Below are 26,263 nucleotides of genomic sequence, written 5' to 3' on the forward strand. Positions count from 1 at the left end.
TTGACGCGAAACCGGCGGTGGCGCGTTGGGCGGGGATGAGCGAGGCACCGACGACTCCCGATGGCCGTTACCTGATGGTGCGCGGCCGCCTGTGGCGCAAGGCGAACCCCGCCTTGCCGGCGGAGCGGCGCGCGGCACTGGTCCACGACCTGATGGCGGCACGGCGGGCGGTCAGCACGGCCCTGCGCGCCGGCGATGCCGCGGCGGAGCGAGCGGCACGGGCGCAGGTCGATGCGGCGAAACAGGCGCTGGGCGAACGCGGCCCGGTGTGGTGGGACGACGGTGCGCCCGACTTCAACCGGCATATGGCGGCGAACACGCCCTATGCCGCCTGGGCGGAGGCGCAGGCATGAGCACGCGCGGGCCATGGCTGCCGCAGCGCGTGCTGGTGACGCGATCGGCGATGGCGTGGGACCATGGCCGTGCCATCGCCGCACGTGCGGCGGCGCTGGGCATCGCGGTGGAGACGCTCTCATCCGACCGGCTGGCGCTCGCCCTGCCCGACGATCCGCGCCGCGCCTATGCGGCGGCGAAGCGGACGCTGGCGGTGACGGTGGCACCACCGTCGAAGCTGCGGCTGCAACCGATCGCGCCGTCCGCCGACTGGCGCGTCGACCTCGCCGAGGGATGCCCGGCGCATTGCAGCTATTGCTATCTGGCGGGGTCGCTGAAGGGGCCGCCGATCACCCGCGTCTATGCCAATCTGCCCGAGATCGTCGCGACTTTGCCCCGCTATCTGGGCGAGGGCACGATCACCTCGCGATCGGCGGCGCGGGCGGACGAAGGCACGACGTACGAGGCGAGCTGCTACACCGATCCGCTGGCGATCGAACATCTGACGGGGTCGCTGTCGATGCTGATCGCGGCGTTCGGCCGCTGGCAGGCACCGGTGCAATTGCGTTTCACCACCAAGTTCGACGCGGTCGCGCCGCTGCTCGGGCTCGACCATCAGGGGCGGACGCGGATGCGCGCCTCGATCAACCCGGCAGCCTTCGCGCGGTTCGAGGGCGGGACGAGTCCGGTGGCGGCACGGCTGGCGGCGCTCGCCGAGATGGCGCGGGCGGGCTATCCGGTCGGGCTGACGATCGCGCCGATCATCGCCGCCGACGGATGGCAGGCGGCCTATGGCGAGCTGATCGCGGAGGCGGGCGCGATACTGGGCGCGGTGCCGGGGGTGGATTGCACGATCGAGCTCATCACCCATCGCTACACGCCGGGGTCGAAGGCGGTGCTGGACGGCTGGTATCCGGGATCGGGGCTCGAGATGGGCGCGGCCAACCGGACCGAGAAGCGGACGAAGTTCGGGTCGGTTAAGTATGTCTATGACGCGGCGACGATGACGGCGCTGCGTGGTTTCTTCACAGCCGCGATCGCGCGCGACCTGCCGTTCGCGCGCGTGCTCTACTGGACGTGACGGCGCGGCGTCACACCTGCCGCAGCGCGCGTGCCGGGCGGATGCTCAGGATCGGCCACGCCCCCGCCAGCCCGATCGCGAGCGTGATCCCCAGCCCGGCGAGCAGCGTCACGCCGACCGCGACCGGATCGGGCGCCCAGACGAAATCGAACAGCCGCACCACCACATACCACGCGCCGCCGAGGCCCAGCGCGAGCGCGACCAGCGTCACCACCGCGCCGAGCAGCAGATATTCCAGCGCCTGCACCGCCAGCAGCTGCCCGCGCGTCGCGCCGAGCGTGCGCAGCACGACCGCATCATAGGTGCGCGCCTCGCGCGCGGCGGCGATCGCGCCGACCAGCACCGCGATGCCGGCGGCGACGGCGACGCCCGCCGCGGCGGCGATCGCGGCGGCGACCTGCCCGACCAGATCGCGCACCTGCGCCAGCACCCCGCGCACCTCGATCACCGACACCGACGGGAAGGGTGCGAGCAGCGCGCGCGTCACCCTGCCCTCCGCCCCCGGCGGCAGGTCGATCGTCGCGGCGAGGTTATGCGGCGCATCGGCGAGCGTGTTCGGCGAGAAGACCAGCACGAAGTTGAAGCCCAGCGTGTCCCACTGGATCGTCCGGAACGAGGCGACGCGCGCGGTCCGCTCGACGCCGAGCAGGCTGACGGTCAACGGATCGCCGAGCTTGAGATCGAGCGCCTGCGCCAGCCGTTCGTCGACCGATACGAGCGGCGGCCCGGCATAGTCGGGCGGCCACCAGCGGCCCGCGGCGAGCGTGCTCCCCTCCGGCAGGGTCGCGGCATAGGTGAGGCCGCGCTCGCCCCGCAGCGCCCAGGCCCCCTCGGGCAACGTCTTGAGATCGGCGACGCGGATGTCGCGATAGGCGGTGATCGTGCCGCGCAGGATCGGCACCGTCTTCACCACCGCGGCGGGTGCGGCGGCGGTGACGATGCGGCGGAACTCGCCGGCGCGCGGGCGGGGCACGTCGAGTGCGAACAGCGACGGCGCGCGGGCGGGAACGGTGGTGGCGATATTGGCGTCGATGCTGGTGCGGATCGCGGCGAGCAGCACGAACAGCGTCAGCCCGAGGCCGAGCGCGACGACCAGTGCCTCGGTGCGCGCGCCGGGGCGATGCAGCGCGGCGATGGCGAGGCGGAGCAGCGGCCGACGCGGTGCGGGCAGGCGGCGGGCGGCGCTGCGCACCAGCCGCCCCAATCCGGCGAGCAGCAGCAGCGCCCCCGCCACCGCGGCGAGGAAGGTCGCCGCCATCGCCGGCTGCGCGGCACTCGCGACGGCGAGCGCCACCGCCGCACCGCCCGCGACCACAGCGACGGTCCGCCCGGCCCAGGAACTGGCCCGCATCGGCGCGAGCGCGCCGCGCAGCAGCCCGGCGGCCGGGGTCGCGCCGGCGGCGGCGAGCGGCGGCGCGGCGAAGGCGGCGGCGATCAGCAGGCCATAGGCCGCGGCACGGAGCAGCGGCCCCGGTTCGGGCGTCAGGTCGGGCACGACGGGCAGCGCGCCGGCCAGCGCCCGGCCGAGCAGCGGCACCGCGGCGATACCGATCGCAAGGCCGCCGGCGACCCCGGCGAGCGCCGCCGCGCCGATCTCCAGCGCATAGACGCGGGCGACGTCGGCGGTGGTCGCGCCGAGCACCTTCAGCGTCGCGATCCCGCCGCGGCGTGCGGCGAGGAACGAGGCGACGCCGTTGCCGACACCGATCCCGGCGATGGCGAGCGCGGCGAGGCCGACGAGGGTCAGGAATTCGCCCATCCGGTCGACGAAGCGCGATGCGCCGGGCGAGGCGCGGTCGCGGGTCTTCGCCTCCCAGCCGCCGGCCGGAAAGGCGTCGCGAAACCGTTCGGACACCGTCGCGGGGCTGCGCCCGTTGGGCAGACGAAGGCGATAGCGGGTGTCGTACAGGCTGCCGGGCTGGATCAATTGCGTCGCGGGCAGCGTCTGCATCGCGACGATCGCGACCGGGCCGAGCGTGAAGCCCTCGCCCAGCCGGTCGGGTTCGTCGGCGATGACGCCGGCGACGGTCAGCGTCGCCGCGCCGACCCGGAACCGCGCGCCGCGCGTCAGGCGCAGCCGTTCGGCCAGCGCCGGCACGATCCACGCCTGTCCCGCCGGCGGCCCTGCGACCCGGCGGCCATCGGCCAGCGCGATCCGGCCATAGAGCGGATAGGCGCCGTCGACCGCTTTCAGCTGGATCGGCGCGGCGGCGCCGCCGGCGACCGCATTGGCCTGCATCCGGATCGTCTCGGACACCGTGCCCGCCGCGGCCATCGCCGCGCGTTCGGCCGGCACCGCGCGCCGCTGCGACACCGCGAACTCGACATCGCCGCCGAGGATCACGCCGCCGCGCGACGCCAGCTCGCGCCCGACCGCATCGGCGAGCCCGCCGATCGCCGCCAGCGCACCGACGCCAAGCAGCAGGCAGACGACGAGCAGCCGCAGGCCGCGGAAGCGCCAGTCGAGCTCGCGCCGCGCCAGCGTCCAGGCGAAGCCCCAGCGGCTCACACGATCCGCCCGTCGGCGAGCGTCACCACCCGGTCGCAGCGTGCGGCGAGGCCGCGGTCGTGGGTGATGACCACCAGCGTCGCACCGATCGCGGCGCGGCGATCGAACAGCAGGTCCATGATCCCCGCGCCGGTGGCGGTGTCGAGATTGCCGGTCGGTTCGTCCGCGAACACCAGCGGCGGCCGCGGCCCGAGCGCGCGGGCGATCGCGACCCGCTGCTGCTCGCCGCCCGACAGCTGGGACGGATAATGGTCGAGGCGATGGCCGAGGCCGACCGCGGCCAGTTCCTCCGCGGCGCGGTCCCAGGCGTCGGCGGCACCGGCCAGCTCCATCGGCACCGCGACATTCTCGCGCGCGGTCATCGTCGGCAACAGGTGGAAGGCCTGCAGCACGATGCCGATCCGGCCGCGGCGGGCGCGTGCCAGCGCATCCTCGTCGAGCGCACCGAAATCGAGCCCGTCGACGCGGACGCTGCCGCCGCTCGCCCGCTCCAGTCCGGCGAGCACCGCCATCAGCGACGATTTGCCCGATCCCGAGGCGCCGAGCAGCGCGACGCTCTCCCCCGCCGCGACCGACAGGTCGATGCCGCGCAGGATGGCGGTGTCGCCCAGCGTCAGCGTGACATCGCGCGCGGCGATCACCATAGCGGATTGGGTCATGACGGAAGGAACAGCCTTGCAGGGAATGAAGCGCTATGCGGCAGGCGCCGCGCTTGTCCAAGCCCTGTTGCTGATCGGATGCAGCGGGCCGGCCCCCGCCCCCTCGCCGACCCCGACGCCGACAGCCACCGCGGCGGCGGTCGCGCGCCCGGCCGGGCCGGAGCGGCTGGTGCTGGCGTTCGGCGACAGCCTGTATGCGGGCTATGGCCTCGACCGCGGGCAGAGCCTGCCCGATGCGATCCAGGCGCGGCTGCGCACCGGCGGGATCAACGCGACGATCGTCAACGCCGGCGTCTCGGGCGACACCAGCGCGGCGGGGCGGCAGCGGCTGGGGTTCGTGCTCGACAATCTGCCGCGCAAGCCCGACCTCGTCCTGCTCGGGCTCGGCGGCAACGACGTGCTGCGCCAGATCCCGGCAGCGGAGACGCGCGCCAACATGACCGCGATGCTCGACCTGCTGCGCCAGCGGAACGTGCCGGTGGTGCTGACCGGGATGAAGGCGCCGCCCAACCTCGGTGCGGATTACGTGACTGCGTTCGACGGCATCTGGCCCGATCTCGCGCGGCGCGACCGGGCGGGCTTGTATCCGTTCGTCCTCGACGGCGTGATCGGCGACCCGGCGCTGATGCAGGCCGACCGGGTGCATCCCAATGCCGCGGGCGTCGCCCGGATCGCCGACCGGGTGACGCCGCTGGTCGCGCAACGGCTGGCGCCGGCACGCTGACGGAACGTCGTGGGTTCCGCTGCGCTATAGGCGCGATCCCTCGCTAAAGGAATTGCCCATGGCCGACCACCGCACAGCCACCCTGCACCGCATGGTGCTGCCCGACCATATCTGTCCGTTCGGCGTGCGCGCCAAGCAGATCCTGCAGGCGGAGGGGTTCGAGGTCGACGACCGGATCCTGCGCTCGCGCGAGGAGGTCGAGGCGTTCAAGGCGGAGCACGGAGTCGCCACGACGCCGCTGGTGTTCATCGACGGCAAGCAGATCGGCGGCAGCGACGATCTGGAACGCTATCTGGCCAGCGAAGGCGTCTGACGCGACGGGACGACGGGCCGCCCTCAGTCGCGACCGTTGTCCCGCGCCCGTTTCCGCCCCGGCGCATCGGGCGCGACGATCGGCACGCGGTCCAGCGCCTCGGGCACCAGCGCCAGCGTCTGGATCGCCGCCAGCCCCCATTGCGAGGCGGCATTGGTCGACACGCCGGGCCATTCGATCACCCCGCCGACGTCGCGCCGCGGATCGGCCGGCCATGTCCCCAGCCCGGCGTCGCCGGACAGGAACTCCTGCGCCGCCCGTGTCGCGAGTGCCGCATCCTTCTCCTCGAACGCGGCATAGGCGGTCAGCCGCGCATGCCCCTCACGCAGGTTGCGCGGACCGAACGGCGCGCCGAACTTGGCGAGATAATCCGCCTGCGGCGCATTGTACCAGCGGCAATAGTCCAGCCATGCCGCCCGATAGCGCGGCACGTCGAACAGGCGGATCAACTCGCTGTTGACTTCGACCGCACCGAAGACCGCGTTGAGATGCGACAGGCCGATCCTGCGGTTCTGGTCGACGAAGCGGCCCGTCGCCATGTCGAACGGCGCGCTGCCGGTCATCCAGCCCTGCGGCAGGCGGCCGATCGTCTCCAGCCCGGCGAGGATGCGGTCGCGCCAGCGGGTGTCGCCGGTCCGCTCCCATTCGGTCAGCCACGCCGCCGCCAGCGGACACCAGGTGGTGCCGAACGTCATCTCGATCGTCCCCGCCGGCAGCACCGGTCGCTTCGCGCCCGGTACCTTGCGGCCGATCTCGACCCGGGTCAGCGCCTGATCGGAGGTGACGAGGTCGCGCAACAGGTCGCCGGTGCGGTCGTCGGCGGTGAGATAGTAGAAGATGCGCCGGTAGCTGGCGTTGCTGACCCGCGGCTGTTTCGAACTGTCGCTCCAATGCTGGACGCCATGCCGCGTCCCCAGTCCGCGGAAGCGGCCGGTATGGTAGACGTCGACCTCCCCCGTGTGCCGCGTCATCGCCTCGGCGAGGCGAAACGCCTGCGCGTCGCCGGTGCGCAGCACCTGCGTCCACAGCCACAGGTCGGGCGACAATTCGCTGTTCGCCCAGGCGAAGCCGCCGATGTCGTAGCGCCACTGGTGCCGGTCCGCGTCATAGGTGTGCATGACGTCGCCGTGGTTCCAGAATCCGTACCACGACCGCCGGTCGACCTCGCCCGCGTAGAAATCGATCAGGTCGACCAGTTGGTCCTCGATCGCGGTGCGATTGGGGGTCGATCGATCGGGCAGGTTCCAGTCGCCGAACACCTGCGCGGCATGGAGGTGCGCCGGCGCGGTCATCAGCTGCGGCGGCTGCGCCTGCATCGCCGCCATCGCCGCCAGCGTGTCGGTCGGCGGCGTCGCGGGCAGCGCCCAGAGCGTCAGCTCCGACGTGCGCGCGATACCCGACGCATCGTCCCAGCCGGGTTCGTAATCCTCATAGGTGACCGACAGCCCCTCGTTCTGCGCGTCATAGCCCTCCATCCCCATCGCGCCGTGATAGGGGCGCCGGTCCATCGCCGGGGCCTCCGGCGACCACAGCCATGCGGTCAGCCGGGCGGTGTCGCCGGCCGCGCCGTCGATGTGCAGCGCGGTCGGATGCCGCTGCCAGAAATAGCGGACGCCGATCGCCGCGCCGCCCGTGGGGCCGCCGACATAGGCGAGGCCCGGCGCGCGTCGCCCCTCGGCGCTGTCGACCCAGCCCTGCCCCGACGCGGTGCGCTTGGTGATCGCGAAGCCGTTGGCGTTGGGCTGTTCGAGGCGGAAATCGCCCCAGGCGGGGATGCGCTCCAGCACGTCGCGCACCGCGGGCGCCATCTGGGCGAGCGGCGGCACGGCGCGGCCGGCGACCTGCGCGTCGCGGAACGCCTTGCCGGGATCGCGGCGCAGCCCCGTGAGCGGGCGGACGCCCTCGGCGAGCATCTGGCGATCGGTGGCGATGCGGACGTGGCGGTCGTGCAGCGCGCCGGTCATCGGCACCGCCGCCTGCACGCCGAGCGCGGACAAAAAGTCCTTCGCCACGTCGCCGTCGAACACCACGCTGTGGACGATGCGCAGCGCCGCCGATCCGGCATAGGCATAGAGGCGGACGGTAAACGGCATCCAGCGGCGCGCGCCCGCGGCATGATGCCCCTCGATCTTGACGACGGCGCGCACCGGGCCGCGCTGTTCGACGGTGACGCGGTCGATGCTGCCGCCGAACGGCACCGGTTCGCCATGCTCCGGATCGCTGCGCACCGCCCCGAGCAGCGTGACCGGGCCGAGCACCGGCCGGCCGCTCTGGCTGGCGGAGCGGATCAGCGCCGCGCCCGATTTCGCCACCTCCCAGCGCAGGTCGCCGATCTGGATGATGATCGCATCGGCGGATTCGGTGACGCGCACCGGCTGTTGCGGCGGCGTCTCGCGTCCGCGCGTCACGGTCAGCTCGGCGGGGGCGACGTCGGCGGGAATCGCATGCGCGCTCCATTTGATCGATCCGTCGGGCCAGGTCGCGGTCGTCCAGCTTTGCGCCGGCACCGCCTTGCCCGCCGCCCGGACCGCGAGGCGACTGCCGCGCTTCAACACACCGCGCGGCCAGGCCACGCCGAACGTCTGCCCTGCGTGCATCGCCGGCGCCGCGCCGTCGATCCAGCGCACCGGCGCCGGCGCGAACGTGGGCGCCGCACCGGCCCCCGTGGGCAGCCACAGCGCCGCGCCGCCGAGCAGCCCCGCCTTGATCGTATCGCGTCGATTGAGGTGCATCATGCTCTCCATCACGACCGCGTCACCGCCACGCGGCGGATCCGCAGGTGACTCCAGGTGGTGCGCAGCCCCCAATGGCCGCGGACATAGGGTTGCGGATCGGCAAGCGTGAACACGCGCCGTCCGTCGCGCTCGACCGCGACGGTGCGGCCGTCGGCGATCAGCCGGATGCGCGTCCAGACGTTGGGCCGCAGCATGTCCGCCGGTGCGCCGAGATCGTGTTCGCGCAGCAGCGGACGGTTGCCGGGCTGGCCGATGTAACGGCGGAAGCGGGTGGTCGTGTTGCGGTTGCCGCCGATGCCGACATAATAGGTCCTGAGATCGTCGTAGGCGGCGAAGGCGCCGCTGCGCGGATGCGCCAGCACCGATCCGCCATCCGCATCGCTCGCCATCCAGAAGGCATTGAGATCGCTGACCGTGTCGTTGGCGCCCCCAGCCGCGACCGCCATCGCCTCGAAGCTGATCGTGACCGGTGCGGCGATCGGGCGTCGCCACCACAGGGTCAGCCCCTTGGGCGTGTCGATGTCGATGACGCCATCGCGTGTGCTGACGCGGGCATCGGGCGATTCCGCCTCGATCCGCCAATCCGCCAGCGGTTGCGGCCGGGGCGACGCCGCGGTCAGCGTCAGCATCATCACCGGGATCGCCATCCGTCGCCGCATCCAGTCCGCCTTCCGTTGCGCTCTTCCGACGCGTGCGCTTGCTTAGGTCGATTGGGACAGGCTGCCAAGCCTTTCCCGGATAATCGTTTCGCATCTCACATATTGGCAGTTGCGCTCGGCGGCACGCCGCCGCATGATGCGGGACAACAAGATATCATGTGGAGAGTGGCATGAAGACCGGCATCCTGGCCGCGGCGATGATCGTCCTGCTGACCGGCGCGGCGGCGCCGACCCCACCCCGCATCTTCATCGCCAGCGATTCCACCGCGCAGGATTACAAGGCGGAGCGCTATCCCCAGTCCGGCTGGGGGACGATGCTGCGCTGCGCGGTGCCGGGCGTGACGGTGGAAAATCGCGCGATCGGCGGCCGCAGCACCAACAGCTTCATCCGCGAAGGGCGGCTCGACACGATCGCCGCCGATCTGCGCAAGGGCGATACGCTGCTGATCCAGTTCGGCCACAACGACGCCAGCATCGACAAGCCCGAACGCTACACCACGATCGACCAGTATAAGGCCAATTTGCGCCGCATGCTCGACGTCGCCAAGGCAGCGGGGGCGAAGGCGGTGATCCTGACCCCGGTAGCGCGGCGCGATTTCAAGGATGGCGTCGAACAGCCGAGCTTCCCGACCTATGCCGATGCGGCACGCGAAGTCGCGAAGGCGACGCGGACGCCGCTGATCGACCTCGGCAAGACCTCACAGGCGATGGTCCAGGCGGCGGGGCCGGAGGCGGCCAAGGCCTATTACCTGCATTACGACGGCGCGGCGGGGGCGCCCGGCTATCCCAAGGGGATCGCCGACGACACGCATTTCAGCGAGCTGGGCGCGCGCCGGGTCGCCGACCTCGTCGCGGTCGGGCTGAAGGCGACGCGGCTGCCGATCGCGAAACGGGTGACGCCGCATGTCCCGGCGCTGACCCGGACGACTCCGGCGGGCGGCCCCTCGTGCGGCTGATGCTGGCGGGCGCGCTCCTCCTGTTCGGCGTCCCGATGGCGGCAGGGGCACAGGCGGGGGCGGATCCCGGCAAGGTCCAGCGCTTCACCCTTGCCGGCACCGCGGCGAAGGGCAGCACCGCCGTCCCCGCCGATCGTCGTTATGCGGACGGCTATGGCTACGAACCCGGCAGCCGCGCTTTGTTCTCGGTCGCGGCGGCGCCGGGCAATTACCGCGTCACCGTGACGCTCGGCCGCCGCGGCGCCGCAACGACGAGCACGGTCAAGACCGAATCGCGCCGGCTGATGCTCGACGCCGTCACCGTTCCGGCGGGCCGCAGCGTCACGCGCAGCTTCGTCGTCAACGTCCGCAACGCCGCGCTCGCGCCGCCTCCGGCCAACGCCCCGGGCGGCGACCATGTGCTGCTCAAGCCGCGCGAGCGCGACTCGCTCAACTGGGACGACCGGCTGACGCTGGAACTGCTCGGCGATGCGCCCACCGCCATCGCGATCGAGCCGGTCGCGGTGCCGACGCTGTTCCTGCTCGGCGATTCGACCGTCACCGACCAGCCCGCCGAACCCGCGGCGAGCTGGGGACAGATGCTGCCCGTCTTCCTCAAACCCGACATCGCCGTCGCCAATCACGCCGAATCGGGCGAGACGCTGAAATCCTTCATCGCCGAACTGCGCTTCGCCAAGGTGCTCGAATCGGTGAAGCCGGGCGATGTCGCGCTGATCCAGTTCGGTCACAACGACCAGAAGACGCAATGGCCGCAGACCTATGCCGACGCGGCGACCACCTATCGCGACTATCTGCGCACCTGGATCGCCGAATTCCGCCGCCGCGGGGTGACGCCGATCCTGGTCACCTCGCCCGAACGGCGGATGTGGACCGGCGACCGGATCAAGCCGACGCTCGCCGATTATGCCGCGGCGGTGAAGGCGGTCGGCGCATCCGAAAAGGTGCCGGTAATCGACCTCAACGCCGCGAGCATCGCCTTCTACGAAGCGCTGGGGCCGGCACGCGCGCCGCTGGCGTTCAACGACGGCGGCAAGGACGCGACGCACCACGACAATTACGGCGCCTGGGTGCTGGCACGCAGCATCGCGCAGGGCCTCGCCACGCTGCCGGTCGGTGCGCATCTGCAGCCCGGCCTCGCGCCGTTCGACGCGCGGCGCCCGCCCGATCCCGCGACGTTCCGCCTCGCCCCCAGCGTCACCCGCGATGCCACCCGACCGGACGGAAATTGAGATGACCGATCGCCGCACCCTGATCGCCGGCGGGCTCGCCGCACTGCTGCCGCTCCCCGCTTATGCGGACATCCCGGCCGAGCGCTTTCCGCTCTGGCCGGGCGCAGCGCCGGGCGGCGAGGGACGCGCGATCGCCGATCAATGGGTGAAGCGTTCGCCCACCGGCGGCGCGGACGACATCGCCTGGCCGCATGTCGCGACGCCGATGCTCACGGTCGTGCGTCCCGCGAAGCCCAATGGCGCCGCGGTGCTGATCTGCCCGGGCGGCGGCTATGCCCGCGTCGCGGTCGGCCGGACCGGCGGCGGCATCGCCCGCGACTTCGCCGCGCGCGGCGTGACCGCGTTCGAGATGCTCTATCGCCTGCCGCACGACGGCTGGGCGGCGGGGCCGGACGTCGCCTTGCAGGATGCACAGCGCGCGATGCGGGTGATCCGCGCCGGGGCGGGCAAACGCTGGCCGATCGACCCGGCCCGCGTCGCCGTCGCGGGCTTTTCCGCCGGCGGCCATGTCGCCGCCCGCCTCGCCGCGCGCGCCGCCACCCGCGTCTACGATCCGGTCGATGCCGCCGACCGGCTGTCGGCGCGACCCGATATCGCCGGGCTGTTCTTCCCTGTGGTGACGATGGGCGACGACGGCGTCCATGCGCAGTCGCGGCGCGAATTGCTCGGCACCCACGCCGCCGATCTCGACTGGCAGCGGCGCTATTCGGCGGAGGTCGACCTGCCGCCCGACATGCCGCCGACCTTCGTCGCCGCCAACGCCGACGATCCGGTCGTGCCGCCGCGCAACGCGATCCTGATGTGGCAGGCGCTGCAGGCGGCGAAGGTGCCGACCGAACTGATGATCTTCGAACGCGGCGGCCATGGCCCGCCCGCGGCGCATCGCGACGGTCGCCCGGTGCCGTGGATCGACCTGTTCGCCGCCTGGGCCGGCGATCACGGCTGGCACGGCTGAGCCGCGGGAACCATCGCGGCGCGCGCCGGTAGACCGATCATGCTGCCCGCCCGTTACTTCGATCGCGACGTCGCCGCCGTCGCCCGCGACCTGATCGGTGCGACCCTGCTGGTCGACGGCGTCGGCGGCATCGTCGTCGAAACCGAAGCCTATGCGCCCGACGACCCCGCCTCGCACAGCGTCCGCGGCCCGACGCCGCGCAATGCCGCAATGTTCGGGCCGGCGGGCCACGCCTATGTCTATCGCAGCTACGGCATCCACTGGTGCTTCAACATCGTCTGCCGCCCGGGCAGCGCGGTGCTGATCCGCGCGATCGAACCGACGCACGGCCTCGTCGCGATGACCACCAGACGCGGCCTCGCCGATCCGCGCCTGCTCTGCGCAGGACCCGGCCGACTCTGCCAGGCGCTCGCCATCGACCGCACGCTCGACCACGCGCCACTCGACCGCGCCCCGTTCGCGATCCATCCCGCGCCCGCCGCGCCCCCGATCCACGCCGGCCCGCGCATCGGCATCACCCGCGCGATTGACACCCCCTGGCGATTCTGCGCGATGGATTCGGGCTTCCTGAGCAAGCCGGCGCGCCGATAATCGGCGTATCACGCCAGATCATGGTAAGTTCCAACCACGATTCACGCTTCGATCGACGGGCTCACTCCGGGAGAAGGTGTATGGCATGCATAATGCAGTGTTACACGTGTGGCCGATTTTAGGCTGCTCTGTCTGGGAGACACGTCATGCTCATCACCATTATCGCCGCCGCCGTCCTTGCCTCCGGTGCTCCTGCCAACGCCGAAACGGCAACGCCGCAACCCGCCCCCAAGGCAGCCGATGCGACCACCAATCCGCGCGTATGCCTTGTCGATAACGTCACCGGCAGCCGTATCCCGGTTCGGACCTGCAAGCGGTTGGCGGAATGGCGCGCCGCTGGCCTCGACCCCTTCGCCAAGCGCTGACGATCGCGCCGCCTGTCGACGCCGGAGGCCAGGCCTCCGGCGCGTTGCGGTTCTTTGATCCCGTCCGTTCCGCATCGGGACCTTCCATGCTGCACCTGCGTTCATGCGCGGCAAAACCAACTTGGGGGTCCCTGACGTGCACGCATTGCCCGACCGGCTCGAGCCGGGCTCGCCCTATCCGCTCGGCGCCACGTTCGACGGGATGGGCGTCAATTTCGCGGTCTTCTCGGCCAATGCCGATGCGATCGAATTGTGCCTGTTCGATCCCTCGGGCAAGCGCGAGACGCAGCGCATCCGCCTGCCCGAATGCACCGACGAGGTGTGGCACGGCTACCTGCCCGACGCCGCCCCCGGCCTGCTCTACGGCTATCGTGCGCACGGCCGCTACGAGCCGGAGAACGGCCACCGCTTCAACCCCAACAAGCTGTTGCTCGACCCCTATGCCCGCAAGCTGCACGGCCAGATCAAATGGACCGACGCGCTGCACGGCTACAAGGTGGGCCATGCGCGCGAGGATCTGTCGTTCGACAAGCGCGATAGCGCGCCCGCCATGCCCAAGGCGGTCGTCGTCGACGACCATTGGGACTGGTCGCGCGACACCCGGCCCAACACCCGCTGGTCGGAAACGGTCGTCTACGAAGCGCACGTCAAGGGCCTGACCAAGCTGATGGAGCTGGTGCCGCCGCGCGAACGCGGCACCTATGCCGGGCTCGGCCATCCCGCAGTGATCGCGCACCTCAAGCGGATTGGCGTTACCGCGCTCGAACTGCTGCCGATCCACAGCTTCACGCAGGACCGGTTCCTGCAGGAAAAGGGGCTGAAGAACTATTGGGGCTATAACACGCTCGGCTTCTTCGCACCTGAACAGGCCTATATGTCGACCGACAGCCAGGACGAACTGCGCCGCGCCGTCCACCGCCTGCACAAGGCGGGGATCGAAGTGATCCTCGACGTCGTCTACAACCACACCTGCGAAGGGTCGGAAAAGGGCCCGACGCTGTCGTGGCGCGGGCTCGACAACGCCAGCTACTATCGCCTCGTCAAGGACCAGCCCCGCTATTCGATCAACGACACCGGCACCGGCAACACGCTCAACCTCAGCAACGCCCGCGTCGTCCAGATGGTCGCGGACAGCCTGCGCTACTGGGCGACGAGCTTCGGCATCGACGGCTTCCGCTTCGACCTCGGGCTGACGCTCGGGCGCGAGGACGACGGGTTCGATCCCGGCGCGGCCTTCTTCGACGTGGTGCGGCAGGACCCGGTCCTCGGCCGGCTCAAGCTAATGGCGGAGCCGTGGGACGTCGGGCCGGGCGGCTATCAGCTCGGCAATTTCCCGCCCGGCTTCGCCGAATGGAACGACAAGTATCGCGACACCGTCCGCCAGTTCTGGCGCGGCGAGCCGGGGCAGCGTGGCGATTTCGCGGCGCGGCTGTCGGGTTCGGGCGACCTGTTCGATCGCCGCGCGCGGCGGCCATGGGCGAGCGTCAACCTCATCTCCGCGCATGACGGCTTCACGCTTGCCGACACGGTGATGTACGAGGAGCGCCACAACGAGGCGAACGGCGAGGACAATCGCGACGGTCACGACAACAACCATTCGCGCAATTGGGGGGTCGAGGGGCCGACCGACGATCCCGCGATCAACGACGCGCGCGGCCGCGTGCAGCGTTCGATGCTGACCACGCTGCTCGCCTCGCTCGGCACGCCGATGCTGGTCGCGGGCGACGAATTCGGCCGGACGCAGCAGGGCAACAACAACGCCTATTGCCAGGACAATGCGATCAGCTGGCTCGACTGGACGGCGGCGGCGACGCCGGAGGGTCAGACCCAGATCGATTATGTCGCCCGCCTCGCCGACCTGCGTCGCCGCTATCCGGTGCTGCGCGCCGCCACCTTCCTCTACGGGCAGGATTCGCCCGGCCACGGCATCGACGACATCGAATGGTGGGACGAGCGCGGCGAGCAGCTGTCGCCCGACGACTGGCAGAACCCCGAAGGCCGCGCGCTCATGATGCGCCGCGCGACGCGCACCGACGCGGGCGAGATCGAGGCGGTGTCTTTGCTCGTCAACGGATCGGAGGACCCGGTCACCTTCCACCTGCCGCCGCCGCACAGCCAGCGGACGGTGCTGATCGACAGCGCCCGCCCCGAACAGGGCGAGATCGCGATCGAGGACAGCTACGAGGTGTCGCCGCAGGGCGCTGTGCTGCTGACCTGGACCGCCGGCGTCGAGGAGCCAACGGCGTGAGCCGCCGCTGGGGGGCCGATCCGCTCGCCGACGGCCGTACGCGCTTCGCGCTGTGGGCGCCCGATCGGGCAGCTGTGACGCTGGAGATCGACGGCGGCGACCCGGTCGCGATGGATGCCGACGGCGACGGCTGGTTCGTCGTCACCACCGCCGCCGCCGCCGGAACGCGCTATCGCTTCCGCAGCGGCGACCTCGTCGTGCCCGATCCGGCAAGCCGCGCGCAATCGGGCGGCGTCCATGGCTGGAGCCTCGTGATCGATCCCGCCTACCCCTGGACCACCGCCGGCTGGCGCGGCCGGCCGTGGGGGGAGACGGTGCTGATCGAGCTGCACCCCGGCGTGCTCGGCGGTTTCCGCGGCGTGATGGACCAGATCCCGACGCTCGCCGCGCTCGGCTTCACCGCGGTCGAGCTGATGCCGGTCGGCGCGTTCGGGGGAACGCGCAACTGGGGCTATGACGGCGTCCTGCCCTATGCGCCGGCCGAAGCCTATGGCGCCCCCGCCGACCTCCGGGCGCTGGTCGACGCGGCGCATGCGTTCGGCGTGTCGGTGTTCCTCGACGTGGTCTACAATCACTTCGGTCCCGACGGGAATTACCTCGGCGCCTATGCGTCCGATTTCTTCGATGCGGGGGTCGATACGCCATGGGGCGGCGCCGTCGCCGTCGAACGCGAGGCGGTCCATCGCTTCTTCGTCGACAATGCGCTGATGTGGCTCGGCGACTATCGCATCGACGGGCTGCGCTTCGATGCGGTCCATGCGATCGCCAACTCCGGCTTCCTCGACGCGATGGCCGCCGAGATCCGGGCGACCTTTCCCGATCGCCACATCCACCTCGTCCTCGAAAACGAGGAGAATGACGCCGATCGCCTGCGGACGGGCGGCTATGACGCGCAGTGGAACGACGATTTCCACAACGTCCTCCACGTCCTGCTGACCGGCGAGACGAGCGCGTATTACGCCGACTTCGCCGACCGGCCCGCAGAGCGCCTCGCGCGCTGCCTGTCGGAGGGGTTCATCTATCAGGGCGAGGGCTCGCCCAACCATGACGGCAAACCGCGCGGGCGGCCCAGCGCGCATCTGTCGCCGACGCGCTTCGTGTCGTTCCTCCAGAACCACGATCAGGTCGGCAACCGTGCGCTCGGCGAGCGTCTCACTGTCCTCACCGACACCGCCCGTCTGCGTGCCGCGACCGCGCTGCTGCTGCTCGGCCCGCAGATCCCGCTGCTGTTCATGGGCGACGAACAGGGCAGCGAATCGCCGTTCCTGTTCTTCACCGACTTCCACGACGAACTGGCGGACGCGGTGCGCGAAGGCCGCCGCAAGGAATTCGCCAAGTTCGACGCCTTCGCCGATCCCGCGGCCCGCGAACGCATTCCCGATCCCAATGCGGTGGAGACGTTCGATCGCTCCCGTCCGGAGCCGGGCCCGGATGCGACCGGCTGGCGCGACCTGATCCGCGATCTCATCGCACTGCGCCAGTCCGCGATCGTCCCGCACCTGTCGGGCGCGACATCGCTCGGTGCGGACGCCACCGGCGACGCCGCCGTCACCGCCCGCTGGCGGATGGGCGACGGCAGCATCCTGACGATCGCGCTGGACCTGGCCTATGATCCCGCGCCCCTGCCGCAGGGCGAGGGCGAACTGCTCCACGCCGAAGGCGAACGCTTCGCGGCGTGGATCGCACGATGAGGCGCGACGGCGCTGCGACGGGGGCCGGCGGCAGCCCTTCAAGAAGGTTGTTTCACGCGGAGACGCGGAGACGCGGAGGGGATACGCGGCCATCGAATCCCTCTTCTTCTCTCCGCGTCTTCGCGTCTTCGCGTGAACAGACCTTCTTCGCTGCGCGGCTGACACGCACGGCACACGCCGCCGCCCGCCCCTCTGCGCGACCCCATGGCAAGGCGCGTACCCAATGACCGACCTTGCCAGAGACGCCGCCGCCGCCGGTCTCCAGATCGAGTGGCAGGACGCCGACGGTAACCGGCACACGGTCGCCGACGACACCCTCCGCGCGATCCTCGACACGCTCGACACGCGCACCGGTGGCATCGCCTTCGTCACCGCCGATACCGGCAGCCCGGTCGCCACCGCCGCGACGCCCGGCCATGCGACGCTGATCCTCGAAGACGGCACGCGCACCGCCGTCACCATCGCTGCAGACGGCACGATCCCCGCGATCGCCACCCCCGGCCACCACCGCCTCGAAACCGGCGACGCCGCGATCACCCTCGCCGTCGCGCCGCCCCGCTGTGTCGCGCCGCCGCCCGGCCACAGCTGGGGACCCGCGGTGCAGATCCCCGCGCTTCGCGGCGGCACCGCCACCCCCTATGGCGACCTCGGCACGCTCGCCGAAGCCGCCCGCGCCTTCGCGCAGACCGGCGCGGACGCGCTCGCGATCAGCCCGACCCACGCGCTGTTCCCGACCGACGCCGACCGCTTCAGCCCCTATGCCCCGTCGAGCCGCCTCTTTCACCACGCCCTGCTCGCCGACCCGGCCCTTGCCGGCGCGGCGCCCGCGGCACAGGACGGCGACGCTTTGATCGACTGGCAGCATGCCCTTCCGGCGCGGCTCGCGCATCTCCGCTACGCCTTCGACACCGCGCCTGCCGAGCTCATCGCCCGCTTCACCGCCGACCGCGCCCGGCGGCAGGACTGGAACGAGCATGCCCGCTACGACGCGCTGCACGCACATTTCGGTACGCACGGCTGGCAGGACTGGCCGGAGGCGTTCCACGATCCCGCCAGCCTCGCGGTGGAACGCTTCGCCGCCGACCATGCGCGCGAGGTGGATTTCTACGCCTTCCTCCAATGGCTCGCCGACACCAGCCTCGCCCGGGCGCAGGCCGCCGCGCGCGACGCAGGCATGCGGATCGGCCTCATCGCCGACCTCGCCGTCGGCATGGACGCGGGCGGCAGCCACGCGTGGAGCCGCCGCGGCGACCTGCTCACCGGCCTGTCGATCGGCGCACCGCCCGACCCGCTCGGGCCACAGGGGCAGAATTGGGGGATCACCGCGCTGTCGCCGTTCGCGCTGCGCCGCACCGGGTTCGACGCCTTCATCCGCACCGTCCGCGCCGCGCTCTGCCATGCCGGCGGGCTGCGCATCGATCACGCGCTCGGCCTCAAGCGGCTGTGGGTGATCCCCGACGGCGGCAAGGCGAGCGACGGCGCCTATCTGGCGATGCCCTTCGACGACCTGCTCCGCATCCTCGCGCTCGAATCGCACCGGGCGAATGCGATCGTGATCGGCGAGGATCTCGGCACCGTGCCGCCCGGCTTCCGCGATACAATGGCGGCGAGGGGCATGCTCGGCATGCGCGTCCTCCCCTTCGAGCGCGATGCCAGCGGCTTCACGCCGTCCTCCGGCTGGGACGCGCAGGCGGTCGCGATGACCGGCACGCACGACACCGCGACGCTGGCGGGCTGGTGGACGGGGCGCGACATCACCTGGAACCACAAATTGAAGCGGTCGGGGAACGACGAACCCGCCGACCGCCTGCGCCGCATCGGCGAGAAGAAGGCGCTGTGGACCGCCTGCACCGCAGCGGGCGTCGCCACCGGTCCCGTCCCGCACGATCCCGCTCCCGCGGTGGATGCGGCGATCGCCTTCACCGCGCAGGCGCCCTGCCCGATCACGATCGTGCCGCTCGAGGATCTGGTCGGGATCGAGGAACAGCCCAACCTGCCCGGCACCACCGACGGACATCCCAACTGGCGCCGTCGCATGCCCGACACCACCGCCGGCCTGCTCGCCCGGCCCGAGGTCGCGCGCCGCACCGCCCTCCTCTCAGCAAAGACCCCCGCATGACGATCCAGACCTTCCCCCGCGCGACCTATCGCATGCAGTTCCACAAGGGCTTCACCTTCGCCGATGCGGAGGCGCAGGTGCCGTATCTCGACCGGCTCGGCATCAGCCACCTCTACACCTCGCCGATCACCGTCGCCGCGGCGGGATCGACGCACGGCTATGACGTGATCGACCCGACCCGCATCAACCCGGAACTCGGCGGCGAGGCGGGATTCCGCAGCCTCGTCGCCGCGCTCCACGCCCGCGGCATGGGCGTCGTCATCGACATCGTCCCCAACCATATGGGCGTCGCCGGCGGCGGCAACGCCTGGTGGAACGACGTGCTGGCGAAGGGGCAGGACAGCGCCCATGCCCGCGTCTTCGACATCGACTGGTCGCGCCGCCTCGTCCTGCCGGTGCTCGGCGACACGCTCACCGCCACGCTCGCCAACGGCGACCTCGCGATCGAGGGCGACGAGGTCGTCGCCTATGGCGAGCATCGCTTCCCGCTTCGTGCCGACGGTCGCGACGGCGACCTCGCCGCCGTGCTCGACCGGCAGCATTACCGCCTCGCCAGCTGGCGCGTCGCCAACGACGAACTCAACTGGCGCCGCTTCTTCACCGTCAACGACCTCGCCGGCGTCCGCATCGAGGACCCGGCGGTGTTCGAGGCGACGCACGCGCTCTATTTTCGCCTGTACGAGGAGGGGCTGATCCAGGGCGTCCGCGTCGACCATGTCGATGGCCTGACCGACCCGATCGGCTATTGCCGACGCTTGCGCGAACGCCTCGGCCCCGATGCGTGGATCGTGATCGAGAAGATCCTCGGCGCGGGCGAAGGCCAGCCGGTCGGCTGGGGCGTCGACGGCACCAGCGGCTACGACTTCATGGAACAGGCGGCGCTGCTGATCCACGACCCGCTCGGCGCGCTGCCGCTCGAGGAATTGTGGCAGGACGTCAGCGGCCGCTACCAGGGCTTCGAGGCGGAGGAGTTCGAGGCGCGGCAGGACCTGCTGGCGTGGCAGTTCGCCGGCCAGCTCGACGCCTGCGTCGCCGCGTTCGTCGCGCTCAACACCGACGAGGCCGTCACCGCAGCGATGCTCCGGCGCGCGATCGAGCGGCTGCTGTGGGTCTTCCCGGTCTATCGCACCTATGGCACCGGCGACGCCGCCGCGGTGCAGGATGCGCAGATCCGCGGGCTGGTGCGCGAGCGCGTATCGTGGCTGATCCCGCCGGGCGAGGCGCATGTCACGGATCGCATCCTCGCGTGGCTGGCGGGCGAGGGACCGGGCGAGGATCGCGGCAAAGCTGCCGACGCGGTCCGCCGCTTCCAGCAGCTGTCCGCGCCGATCGCCGCCAAGTCGGTCGAGGACACCGCCTTCTACCGCTCCGGCCGGCTGCTGTCGCGCAACGACGTCGGCTTCGACGCCAACGTCCTCGGTATCGGCATCGACGAATTCCATGCGCTGATGGCCGATCGCGTCCGCGACGTGCCGCGTGCGATGCTGACCACCGCCACCCACGACCACAAGCGCGGCGAGGACGTCCGTGCCCGGCTCGCGGTGCTCAGCACGATCCCCGACGCGTGGCGCACCCGCGTCGAGGCGTGGGAGGCGATGTCCTTCGCGTGGAACCACGACGTCGACGGCGGCGACCGCTACATGCTGCTCCAGACGATCGTCGGCGCCTGGCCCGACGCCGGCTCGTCCGACGATTTCGCCGACCGCCTCAAGGCATGGCAGCAAAAGGCGCTGCGCGAAGGCAAATTGCGCTCGTCGTGGGAGGCGCCGGACGAAGCCTATGAAGCCGCCGCCGCGGCGCTGGTCGACAGTTACCTGTCCGACCCGCGGTTCGTCGCGGAGGTCACCGCCTTCGTCGCCGAAATCGCCCCCGCGGCGGAGGCGAACACATTGGTCCAGACCTTGCTCCGCTACACCGTGCCCGGGGTGCCCGACCTGTATCAGGGCACCGAGCTCGCCGACCTCAGCCTCGTCGATCCCGACAACCGCCGCGCCGTCGATTACGCCGCACGTGCAGCCCTGTTCGACGACGACGCCGCGCCGGCCAAGTTCCGCCTGATCGCCGACCTGCTCGCGCTGCGCCGGGCGCATCCCGCCCTGTTCGCGGACGGCGATTACCAGCCGGTCGCGGTCGACGGCAGCGACCGCATCCTCGCCTTCACCCGCCACGCCGATGGCAAGGTGCTCGCGGTCGCGGCCCTCGTCCGCGGCACTACGGTACCGGACGCGACGATCCATTTCGCCGATGGCAGCATCGCCGCCGCCGACCTCTTCGCGGATCGCGCGATCTGGTATCGGGTCGGCTGACCGGTCAGAACCAGGTCCGGATCCCCAGCACCAGCGCGGCCCCGCCGGGATCGCGACCGCTCGCGCGGGCGATCCGCGCGGTGCCGCCGAGCGCGCGTTCCCAGCTCACCCCCACATAGGGCGCGAATTCGCGCCGCACCTCGTAGCGCAGCCGCAGGCCGAGATCGGCCGAGGTGACGCCGCTGCCCAGCCCGATCCGCCGCGTATCGCCCGCCGACAGGTTGAATTCGGCGCGCGGTTGCAGGATCAGCCGCTGCGTCAGCCGCTGGTCGTAATAGGCCTCGACCCGGCCCAGCAGCTCGCCGCGGGTCGAGACGAACGCCGCCGCCTCCACCTCGAACCAATAGGGCGCGAGGCCGGCGACGCCGACCGTGGCGAAGGTCCGCGCCGGGGTCGGCCGGATGTCCTGCCGCACGCCGGCCTGCAGGTTGAAATACGGCCCGATCGCATGGCTGTAGAGCGCGCGCACCTCCGCCGCCTCCAGCCCGCCGCCGGCATCGCCCTCGCCTTCGCTCTTCACCACCAGCCGGTCGATGTCGCCGCCGATCCACGCCTCGCCATCCCAGCGATAGCCGTCGCGGCCGTTGCGGACGCCATATTCGGCGATATTGACCATCACCTGCGCGAACCGCTGCCCGCCGCCGTCCGGCCCCATCATGATCGCCCGGCCCCGCGCCATCGCCGCCGGGTCCCAGATCCGGTCGGCATAATGCGGCAAGGGCGGTGGCGGTGCGGCCGCATCGCCGGGTGGCAGGTCCGTCCCCAGCTTTTCCGCGGCCCCGGCCGCCGGGGCCATCGCGCCGTGATCCATCGTCGCATGATCCATGGTCGGCGAATCCACGGTTGAATGGTCCATTTGCGAATGGTCCATGGTCGAATGGTCCATCTGCGCATGGTCCATCGTCGGCGCGGCCTGCGGCCGTGGCGCTGCGGCACGCGCGGCCGGTTTCGCGGATTGGCGCGCCGGGGGTCGGGTCGCCGGTTTCGGCACCGGCTTCGCTTTGGGGCGGGCGGCGGGTTTCGCCGACGGCATCGGCATCGTCATGCCCGGCATATTGTGCATGCTGTGATCCTGCACCCCGCCGGCGACGAGCAGCGCGCCCAGCAGCGCGCTCATGCCGCCTCTCCGCGCGGCCGCACGCTCACCACGCGCATCATCCCCGCCAGCATGTGATAGAGCATGTGGCAGTGGAACGCCCAGTCGCCCACCGCATCCGCGGTCAGGTCGAAACTGACGATTCCGCCCGGCTGGACGATCACCGTATGCTTGCGCGGCGCATAGGCGCCATGACCGGTGACCAGCTCGAAATAATGGCCGTGCAGGTGGATCGGGTGCGCCATCATCGTATCGTTGACGAGGCGCACCCGCACCCTCTCGCCCTCGGTGAAGGCGAAGGGGACGTGCGTGTCCGACATCTTGACCCCGTCGAACGACCACATGAACCGTTCCATGTTGCCGGTCAGATGGACGTCGAGCTGCCGCCCCGGCGCGCGCACGTCGGGGTTGCGGGTCAGCGCGATCAGGTCGCGATAGGTCAGCACGCGATGGCCGACGTCCTCCAGCCCCTGCCCCGGATAACCGGTGCGGTCGACCGGCATGGGAGAGATGGTCTGCACCCCCGCTCCCTTTTTGACCTGTGGCGCCACCGCGAAATCGCGCATCGCCATCGACCCGTGATCCATCGTGCCATGGTTCATAGCGCCATGATCCATCGCGCCGTGGTCCATCCCGGCCATTCCGCCGTGATCCATGCCGGGCATCGCGCCATGGTCCATCCCGGCCATCCCGCCCATTTCCCCGGCCATGCCCCCGCCCATACCCATGTCGGTCATCGTCGCGAGCGGCCGCGGTCGCAGCGGCGGCACCGCGGCGGCCATCCCGCCTTGCGGCGCCAGCGTCGCGCGCGCCATGCCCGACCGGTCGACGCTCTCGCCGACCAGCTTATAGGCGCGTGCCTCGGCAGGCGTGACGATCACGTCATAGGTTTCGGCGACGCCGATCTGGAATTCGTCGACGTCAACCGGCCGCACCGCCAGCCCGTCGGCGGCGACGACGGTCATCCGCAGCCCGGGTATGCGGACGTTGAACGTCGTCATCGCCGCGGCATTGACGATGCGCAGCCGCACCCGCTCGCCCGGCCGGAACAGCGCGGTCCAATTGTCCGCCGGCCCGCGGCCGTTGACCAGATAGGTGTAGGTCGCGCCGGTGCCGTCGGCGATGTCCGCCGGGTCCATCCGCATCCGCCCCCAGTCCAGCCGCTCGCCCGCGCTCTGATCCTTGCCCGCGATCAGCCCGCCCAGCGTCTGCCGCTGGTAATTGTAATAGCCCGGTTGCAGCTTCATCCGCCGAAAGATCGCCGCCGGGCTCGCCGGGCTGTGATCGGACAGCATCACGATATGCTCGCGGTCGAACCGCACCGGGTCCGCCCCCGCCGGGTCGATCACGATCGGCCCGTACAGCCCCTCCTGCTCCTGCCCGCCGGAATGGCTGTGATACCAGTAGGTGCCGCTCTGCCGCACCGTGAAGCGATAGGTGAAGGCCTCGCCGGTGCGGATGCCGGGAAAGGAGACGCCCGGCACGCCGTCATACTGGAACGGCACGAGCAGGCCGTGCCAGTGCAGCGACGTGTCGGTATCGAGCGCGTTGACGACGCGGATCGCCACCTCCTGTCCCTCGCGCAGGCGGATCAGCGGCCCCGGCGCGCTGCCGTTGATACCGATCGCGCGCGACGGCTTCCCGTCGATCCGCATCGTCTCGCGCGCGATCCGCAGCGTGATCGCCTCGCCCGACACCACCGGCAGCGCATCGGCGAGGCCCTGCGACGCCCCCTGCGACACGCCCTGCGCCCATGCGGGGGCGGGCAGCCCCATCGCCATGCCGCCCCCGGCCAGCGCCGCATCGCGCAGCAGGCCGCGCCGGTCGATCATCCTTGTCATCTCTATCCCATCATCGCCGCGCGCCCTTGCGCCGGCACCAGCTCCACGCCGCCCTTTCGCAGGTTTCGCCCGTCCGAACCATGAACGGGATCGCCGTATCGGCTTTCGGACCCGCGCGCCGCACCGCCATTGCGGCAGGGACAAGACCAACAAAATGAATTAGCTGAACATTTTTTGTTAAACCAAATTACCCAGACTGCGTTTGCAGGGCGGATCGGGTCGAGGAGCAGCCGTGTCGGACGAGCGCTTGGTCGAATTCTGGGCGAAAACGATCGCGATGCGATCCCCCGTCATGCTGCAACAGCTGCACGGCGCCGCGCTCGGCCTGATCGCCGCCCGCCGGGCGATGCAAAGGGCGATGCCGCCCGAATTCGTCCATTGCCCGTCGCTCGACATGCTGCTCGCGCTGTTCGTCGCCGATGGCCATGCGCTGCCGGTTGCCGCGCTGGTCCAGGCGACGCCCGCCGCGCCCGCGGTCGCGCGACGCTGGACCGACGTCTTCGTCCAGCGCGATCTCGTGGCGGTGCGCGACGGGACGGCGACGCTGACCGAGGCCGGTTTCCGCATGATGGCGGACACCTGCCGCGCCGTCATTGAATCGCAGATGGCCGCCCGGGTACCGAGTCTGAACTGAGGCGCGCCGCCGACGCGGCGCGATCGTGGATCGTGTGGAGCGCCTGCTCCAGTTCCGCCGCGGCGAGCGTCTCGTCCGCCGCCACGACCAGCCGGATCGCCCGCTCCACCAGGTCGCGCGCCTCGGCGAGGCGTGTCGCATTGTCAGTCGCCATGTTCGAACTTTCGCTCCGCTTCGCGCGAACCCGAACGCTCCCTGCCATCGCGGCGACCATGACGTCAAACGGCAATCATCCGCCGGAAATCCGAAATCGGGATCAGGCGGAATCGACCCTGTCGGCCGAATGCGCGCCTGCATCGTGCCGTACCGTCCCTCCGCCGCGCCAGACGCCGCGGATCAGCGCGACGAACGCCGCCCAGCGGGACGGACGACGCAGCCCGTGCGGGTCGATCGCCGCACGCCGGCTGGCATAGACGCTGGCGAGGTGGCGATGGACGCCCCTCGCCCGCGGGCAGCGCGCGCGGCGGGCCATGCGCAATTCGCGCAATTCGCGCCGCCACAGATATTCGGCCTCTTGATTCATGCCGGCAAGGCTAGGGGCGGGCGCCGCCGCGGCAACGGGAATTGGTTCCGGAACCGGAACTCAGGAAGCCAGACGGGGGCGGGGCGGTTCATGGTCGTGACGGACCCGCACCCTGCCCGAGTCGCGTAACGACACGGGTGCCGGTCCCGCACAGGGAGACGGTGATGAACGTGGAAGTGATCTCGAAGGCGACCGGTGCGATCACCGAAGTGGCCGGCGACGCGATCGATCTCGACGCCCCGAGCATCGTCCGCCTCGATATCACCCGCGCACAGGTCGCGGGCTTCGAGCAGCAGGGCGCCGACCTCCTCATCCGGCTGGCCGATGGCGAGACCATCCGCATCGTCGATTTCTATCCCCCCAATGCCACCGTCCCCAACGATCTCGTCCTGCGCGAGAATGACGGCAGCCTGTGGCTCGCGAAGCCCGGCGCCGGCGCGCCCCGCTTCTCGCTGATCCAGGACCTCGACGACCTGCTCGCCGCGCACGGCGGCAGCGGCGGCTCGTCGCTCGCCATTACCGCGCTGCTCGGCGGTCTCGCTGCCGCCGCCGGCATCGCCGCGATCGCGAGCGGCAGCGGCGGCGACGACGACGCCCGGCCGAGCGGCGGGCAGGAACCCGATCCCGGCACCCCCGCCCCCGATCGCGATCCGCCCGCCGCGCCGACCGGCGCGGTCCGTGGCGACGGCGCGGCGG

At 71.1% G+C, this 26,263-nt stretch carries 23 protein-coding genes; 15 read left to right on the forward strand and 8 right to left on the reverse strand.

Features of this window, described 5'->3' with window-relative positions; all coding sequences use genetic code 11:
* Nucleotides 1–35: 35 nt before the first annotated feature.
* Nucleotides 36–353 (forward strand): hypothetical protein, encoded by a 318-nt coding sequence (locus B2515_RS11325; RefSeq protein WP_293876331.1) that lies wholly within the window; start codon nucleotides 36–38, stop codon nucleotides 351–353.
* On the forward strand, nucleotides 350–1,414 hold the full coding sequence (locus B2515_RS11330; protein WP_293876333.1) for a spore photoproduct lyase family protein: 1,065 nt from the start codon (nucleotides 350–352) through the stop codon (nucleotides 1,412–1,414). Before B2515_RS11325 ends, B2515_RS11330 begins: the two co-directional genes overlap by 4 nt.
* Nucleotides 1,415–1,424: 10 nt before the next feature.
* Here the strand turns inward: B2515_RS11330 and B2515_RS11335 are convergent, their stop codons facing one another.
* Nucleotides 1,425–3,923 carry an ABC transporter permease gene (locus B2515_RS11335; RefSeq protein ID WP_293876335.1) on the reverse strand — a complete coding sequence of 833 codons (2,499 nt, stop codon included), beginning with the start codon at nucleotides 3,921–3,923 and terminating at the stop codon, nucleotides 1,425–1,427.
* Nucleotides 3,920–4,582: an ABC transporter ATP-binding protein gene (locus tag B2515_RS11340; protein WP_293876337.1), complete on the reverse strand. Its 663-nt coding sequence runs from the start codon at nucleotides 4,580–4,582 to the stop codon at nucleotides 3,920–3,922. The genes B2515_RS11335 and B2515_RS11340 overlap by 4 nt, the downstream gene beginning before the upstream one ends.
* Here B2515_RS11340 and B2515_RS11345 point away from each other — a divergent pair.
* Together B2515_RS11345 and B2515_RS11350 are read left to right on the forward strand one after the other, a co-directional pair.
* Nucleotides 4,581–5,306, forward strand: a complete 726-nt coding sequence (locus B2515_RS11345; RefSeq protein WP_293876339.1) for an arylesterase — start codon at nucleotides 4,581–4,583, stop codon at nucleotides 5,304–5,306. The two genes, B2515_RS11340 and B2515_RS11345, sit on opposite strands and share 2 nt — an antisense overlap.
* 58 nt (nucleotides 5,307–5,364) lie before the next feature.
* Entirely contained in the window at nucleotides 5,365–5,619 is a 255-nt protein-coding gene (locus B2515_RS11350; protein ID WP_293876340.1) for a glutaredoxin domain-containing protein, read from the forward strand.
* Nucleotides 5,620–5,642: 23 nt separating this feature from the next.
* Here B2515_RS11350 and B2515_RS11355 read toward each other — a convergent pair whose 3' ends face one another.
* Together B2515_RS11355 and B2515_RS11360 are read right to left on the reverse strand one after the other, a co-directional pair.
* Nucleotides 5,643–8,363: a Tat pathway signal sequence domain protein gene (locus B2515_RS11355; RefSeq protein ID WP_293876342.1), complete on the reverse strand. Its 2,721-nt coding sequence runs from the start codon at nucleotides 8,361–8,363 to the stop codon at nucleotides 5,643–5,645.
* Nucleotides 8,363–9,013 (reverse strand): DUF6250 domain-containing protein, encoded by a 651-nt coding sequence (locus B2515_RS11360; protein ID WP_293876344.1) that lies wholly within the window; start codon nucleotides 9,011–9,013, stop codon nucleotides 8,363–8,365. The genes B2515_RS11355 and B2515_RS11360 overlap by 1 nt, the downstream gene beginning before the upstream one ends.
* Nucleotides 9,014–9,183: 170 nt before the next feature.
* Between B2515_RS11360 and B2515_RS11365 the strand changes: the two genes are divergently transcribed.
* The 9 genes from B2515_RS11365 (at nucleotide 9,184) to treY (ending at nucleotide 21,473) form a co-directional block, all read left to right on the forward strand.
* Complete coding sequence (locus tag B2515_RS11365; RefSeq protein ID WP_293876346.1) at nucleotides 9,184–9,969, forward strand: rhamnogalacturonan acetylesterase; 786 nt, start codon at nucleotides 9,184–9,186, stop codon at nucleotides 9,967–9,969.
* Nucleotides 9,969–11,198 carry a rhamnogalacturonan acetylesterase gene (locus tag B2515_RS11370; protein ID WP_293876390.1) on the forward strand — a complete coding sequence of 410 codons (1,230 nt, stop codon included), beginning with the start codon at nucleotides 9,969–9,971 and terminating at the stop codon, nucleotides 11,196–11,198. Before B2515_RS11365 ends, B2515_RS11370 begins: the two co-directional genes overlap by 1 nt.
* A 1-nt stretch (nucleotide 11,199) precedes the next feature.
* A complete protein-coding gene (locus tag B2515_RS11375; RefSeq protein WP_293876347.1) occupies nucleotides 11,200–12,153 on the forward strand; it encodes an alpha/beta hydrolase in 954 nt (317 codons plus the stop codon).
* Nucleotides 12,154–12,192: 39 nt separating this feature from the next.
* Complete coding sequence (locus tag B2515_RS11380) at nucleotides 12,193–12,744, forward strand: DNA-3-methyladenine glycosylase (protein WP_293876348.1); 552 nt, start codon at nucleotides 12,193–12,195, stop codon at nucleotides 12,742–12,744.
* A 146-nt stretch (nucleotides 12,745–12,890) separates the two neighbouring features.
* Nucleotides 12,891–13,109, forward strand: a complete 219-nt coding sequence (locus B2515_RS11385; protein WP_293876350.1) for a hypothetical protein — start codon at nucleotides 12,891–12,893, stop codon at nucleotides 13,107–13,109.
* A gap of 136 nt (nucleotides 13,110–13,245) precedes the next feature.
* Nucleotides 13,246–15,357 carry a glycogen debranching protein GlgX gene (gene glgX / locus B2515_RS11390; RefSeq protein ID WP_293876352.1) on the forward strand — a complete coding sequence of 704 codons (2,112 nt, stop codon included), beginning with the start codon at nucleotides 13,246–13,248 and terminating at the stop codon, nucleotides 15,355–15,357.
* The gene (gene treZ / locus B2515_RS11395) at nucleotides 15,354–17,048 is read left to right on the forward strand and encodes a malto-oligosyltrehalose trehalohydrolase (protein ID WP_293876354.1); all 1,695 of its coding nucleotides are present in this window, start codon (nucleotides 15,354–15,356) and stop codon (nucleotides 17,046–17,048) included. The genes glgX and treZ overlap by 4 nt, the downstream gene beginning before the upstream one ends.
* A gap of 223 nt (nucleotides 17,049–17,271) precedes the next feature.
* Nucleotides 17,272–19,167, forward strand: a complete 1,896-nt coding sequence (malQ, locus tag B2515_RS11400; protein ID WP_293876356.1) for a 4-alpha-glucanotransferase — start codon at nucleotides 17,272–17,274, stop codon at nucleotides 19,165–19,167.
* On the forward strand, nucleotides 19,164–21,473 hold the full coding sequence (treY, locus tag B2515_RS11405) for a malto-oligosyltrehalose synthase (protein ID WP_293876357.1): 2,310 nt from the start codon (nucleotides 19,164–19,166) through the stop codon (nucleotides 21,471–21,473). The genes malQ and treY overlap by 4 nt, the downstream gene beginning before the upstream one ends.
* Before the next feature lie 4 nt (nucleotides 21,474–21,477).
* Here treY and B2515_RS11410 read toward each other — a convergent pair whose 3' ends face one another.
* Together B2515_RS11410 and B2515_RS11415 are read right to left on the reverse strand one after the other, a co-directional pair.
* Entirely contained in the window at nucleotides 21,478–22,590 is a 1,113-nt protein-coding gene (locus tag B2515_RS11410) for a copper resistance protein B (protein WP_293876358.1), read from the reverse strand.
* Nucleotides 22,587–24,410: a copper resistance system multicopper oxidase gene (locus B2515_RS11415; RefSeq protein ID WP_293876360.1), complete on the reverse strand. Its 1,824-nt coding sequence runs from the start codon at nucleotides 24,408–24,410 to the stop codon at nucleotides 22,587–22,589. Before B2515_RS11415 ends, B2515_RS11410 begins: the two co-directional genes overlap by 4 nt.
* 232 nt (nucleotides 24,411–24,642) lie before the next feature.
* Between B2515_RS11415 and B2515_RS11420 the strand changes: the two genes are divergently transcribed.
* The gene (locus B2515_RS11420; protein ID WP_293876362.1) at nucleotides 24,643–25,044 is read left to right on the forward strand and encodes a hypothetical protein; all 402 of its coding nucleotides are present in this window, start codon (nucleotides 24,643–24,645) and stop codon (nucleotides 25,042–25,044) included.
* Here B2515_RS11420 and B2515_RS11425 read toward each other — a convergent pair.
* Together B2515_RS11425 and B2515_RS11430 are read right to left on the reverse strand one after the other, a co-directional pair.
* Entirely contained in the window at nucleotides 25,001–25,198 is a 198-nt protein-coding gene (locus B2515_RS11425) for a hypothetical protein (protein WP_293876364.1), read from the reverse strand. The two genes, B2515_RS11420 and B2515_RS11425, sit on opposite strands and share 44 nt — an antisense overlap.
* Before the next feature lie 102 nt (nucleotides 25,199–25,300).
* Nucleotides 25,301–25,567, reverse strand: a complete 267-nt coding sequence (locus B2515_RS11430) for a hypothetical protein (protein WP_293876366.1) — start codon at nucleotides 25,565–25,567, stop codon at nucleotides 25,301–25,303.
* Nucleotides 25,568–25,731: 164 nt separating this feature from the next.
* Between B2515_RS11430 and B2515_RS11435 the strand changes: the two genes are divergently transcribed.
* Nucleotides 25,732–26,263 (forward strand): BapA/Bap/LapF family prefix-like domain-containing protein (locus B2515_RS11435; RefSeq protein ID WP_293876368.1); only part of this gene is annotated, 532 nt, incomplete at its 3' end.

The sequence above is a fragment of the Sphingomonas sp. UBA978 genome, from assembly GCF_002292295.1.
Taxonomy (GTDB): domain Bacteria; phylum Pseudomonadota; class Alphaproteobacteria; order Sphingomonadales; family Sphingomonadaceae; genus Sphingomonas.

What these genes read in the sequence shown, in the direction of transcription:
- B2515_RS11325 (WP_293876331.1), top strand. Translation starts at nt 36, where the DNA reads ATGAGCGAGGCACCGACGACTCCCGATGGCCGTTACCTGATGGTGCGC.
- B2515_RS11330 (WP_293876333.1), top strand. Translation starts at nt 350, where the DNA reads ATGAGCACGCGCGGGCCATGGCTGCCGCAGCGCGTGCTGGTGACGCGA.
- B2515_RS11345 (WP_293876339.1), top strand. Translation starts at nt 4,581, where the DNA reads ATGACGGAAGGAACAGCCTTGCAGGGAATGAAGCGCTATGCGGCAGGC.
- B2515_RS11340 (WP_293876337.1), bottom strand. Translation starts at nt 4,582, where the DNA reads ATGACCCAATCCGCTATGGTGATCGCCGCGCGCGATGTCACGCTGACG.
- B2515_RS11350 (WP_293876340.1), top strand. Translation starts at nt 5,365, where the DNA reads ATGGCCGACCACCGCACAGCCACCCTGCACCGCATGGTGCTGCCCGAC.
- B2515_RS11355 (WP_293876342.1), bottom strand. Translation starts at nt 8,363, where the DNA reads ATGGAGAGCATGATGCACCTCAATCGACGCGATACGATCAAGGCGGGG.
- B2515_RS11360 (WP_293876344.1), bottom strand. Translation starts at nt 9,013, where the DNA reads ATGCGGCGACGGATGGCGATCCCGGTGATGATGCTGACGCTGACCGCG.
- B2515_RS11365 (WP_293876346.1), top strand. Translation starts at nt 9,184, where the DNA reads ATGAAGACCGGCATCCTGGCCGCGGCGATGATCGTCCTGCTGACCGGC.
- B2515_RS11370 (WP_293876390.1), top strand. Translation starts at nt 9,969, where the DNA reads ATGCTGGCGGGCGCGCTCCTCCTGTTCGGCGTCCCGATGGCGGCAGGG.
- B2515_RS11375 (WP_293876347.1), top strand. Translation starts at nt 11,200, where the DNA reads ATGACCGATCGCCGCACCCTGATCGCCGGCGGGCTCGCCGCACTGCTG.
- B2515_RS11380 (WP_293876348.1), top strand. Translation starts at nt 12,193, where the DNA reads ATGCTGCCCGCCCGTTACTTCGATCGCGACGTCGCCGCCGTCGCCCGC.
- B2515_RS11385 (WP_293876350.1), top strand. Translation starts at nt 12,891, where the DNA reads ATGCTCATCACCATTATCGCCGCCGCCGTCCTTGCCTCCGGTGCTCCT.
- malQ (WP_293876356.1), top strand. Translation starts at nt 17,272, where the DNA reads ATGACCGACCTTGCCAGAGACGCCGCCGCCGCCGGTCTCCAGATCGAG.
- treY (WP_293876357.1), top strand. Translation starts at nt 19,164, where the DNA reads ATGACGATCCAGACCTTCCCCCGCGCGACCTATCGCATGCAGTTCCAC.
- B2515_RS11410 (WP_293876358.1), bottom strand. Translation starts at nt 22,590, where the DNA reads ATGAGCGCGCTGCTGGGCGCGCTGCTCGTCGCCGGCGGGGTGCAGGAT.
- B2515_RS11415 (WP_293876360.1), bottom strand. Translation starts at nt 24,410, where the DNA reads ATGACAAGGATGATCGACCGGCGCGGCCTGCTGCGCGATGCGGCGCTG.
- B2515_RS11425 (WP_293876364.1), bottom strand. Translation starts at nt 25,198, where the DNA reads ATGGCGACTGACAATGCGACACGCCTCGCCGAGGCGCGCGACCTGGTG.
- B2515_RS11430 (WP_293876366.1), bottom strand. Translation starts at nt 25,567, where the DNA reads ATGAATCAAGAGGCCGAATATCTGTGGCGGCGCGAATTGCGCGAATTG.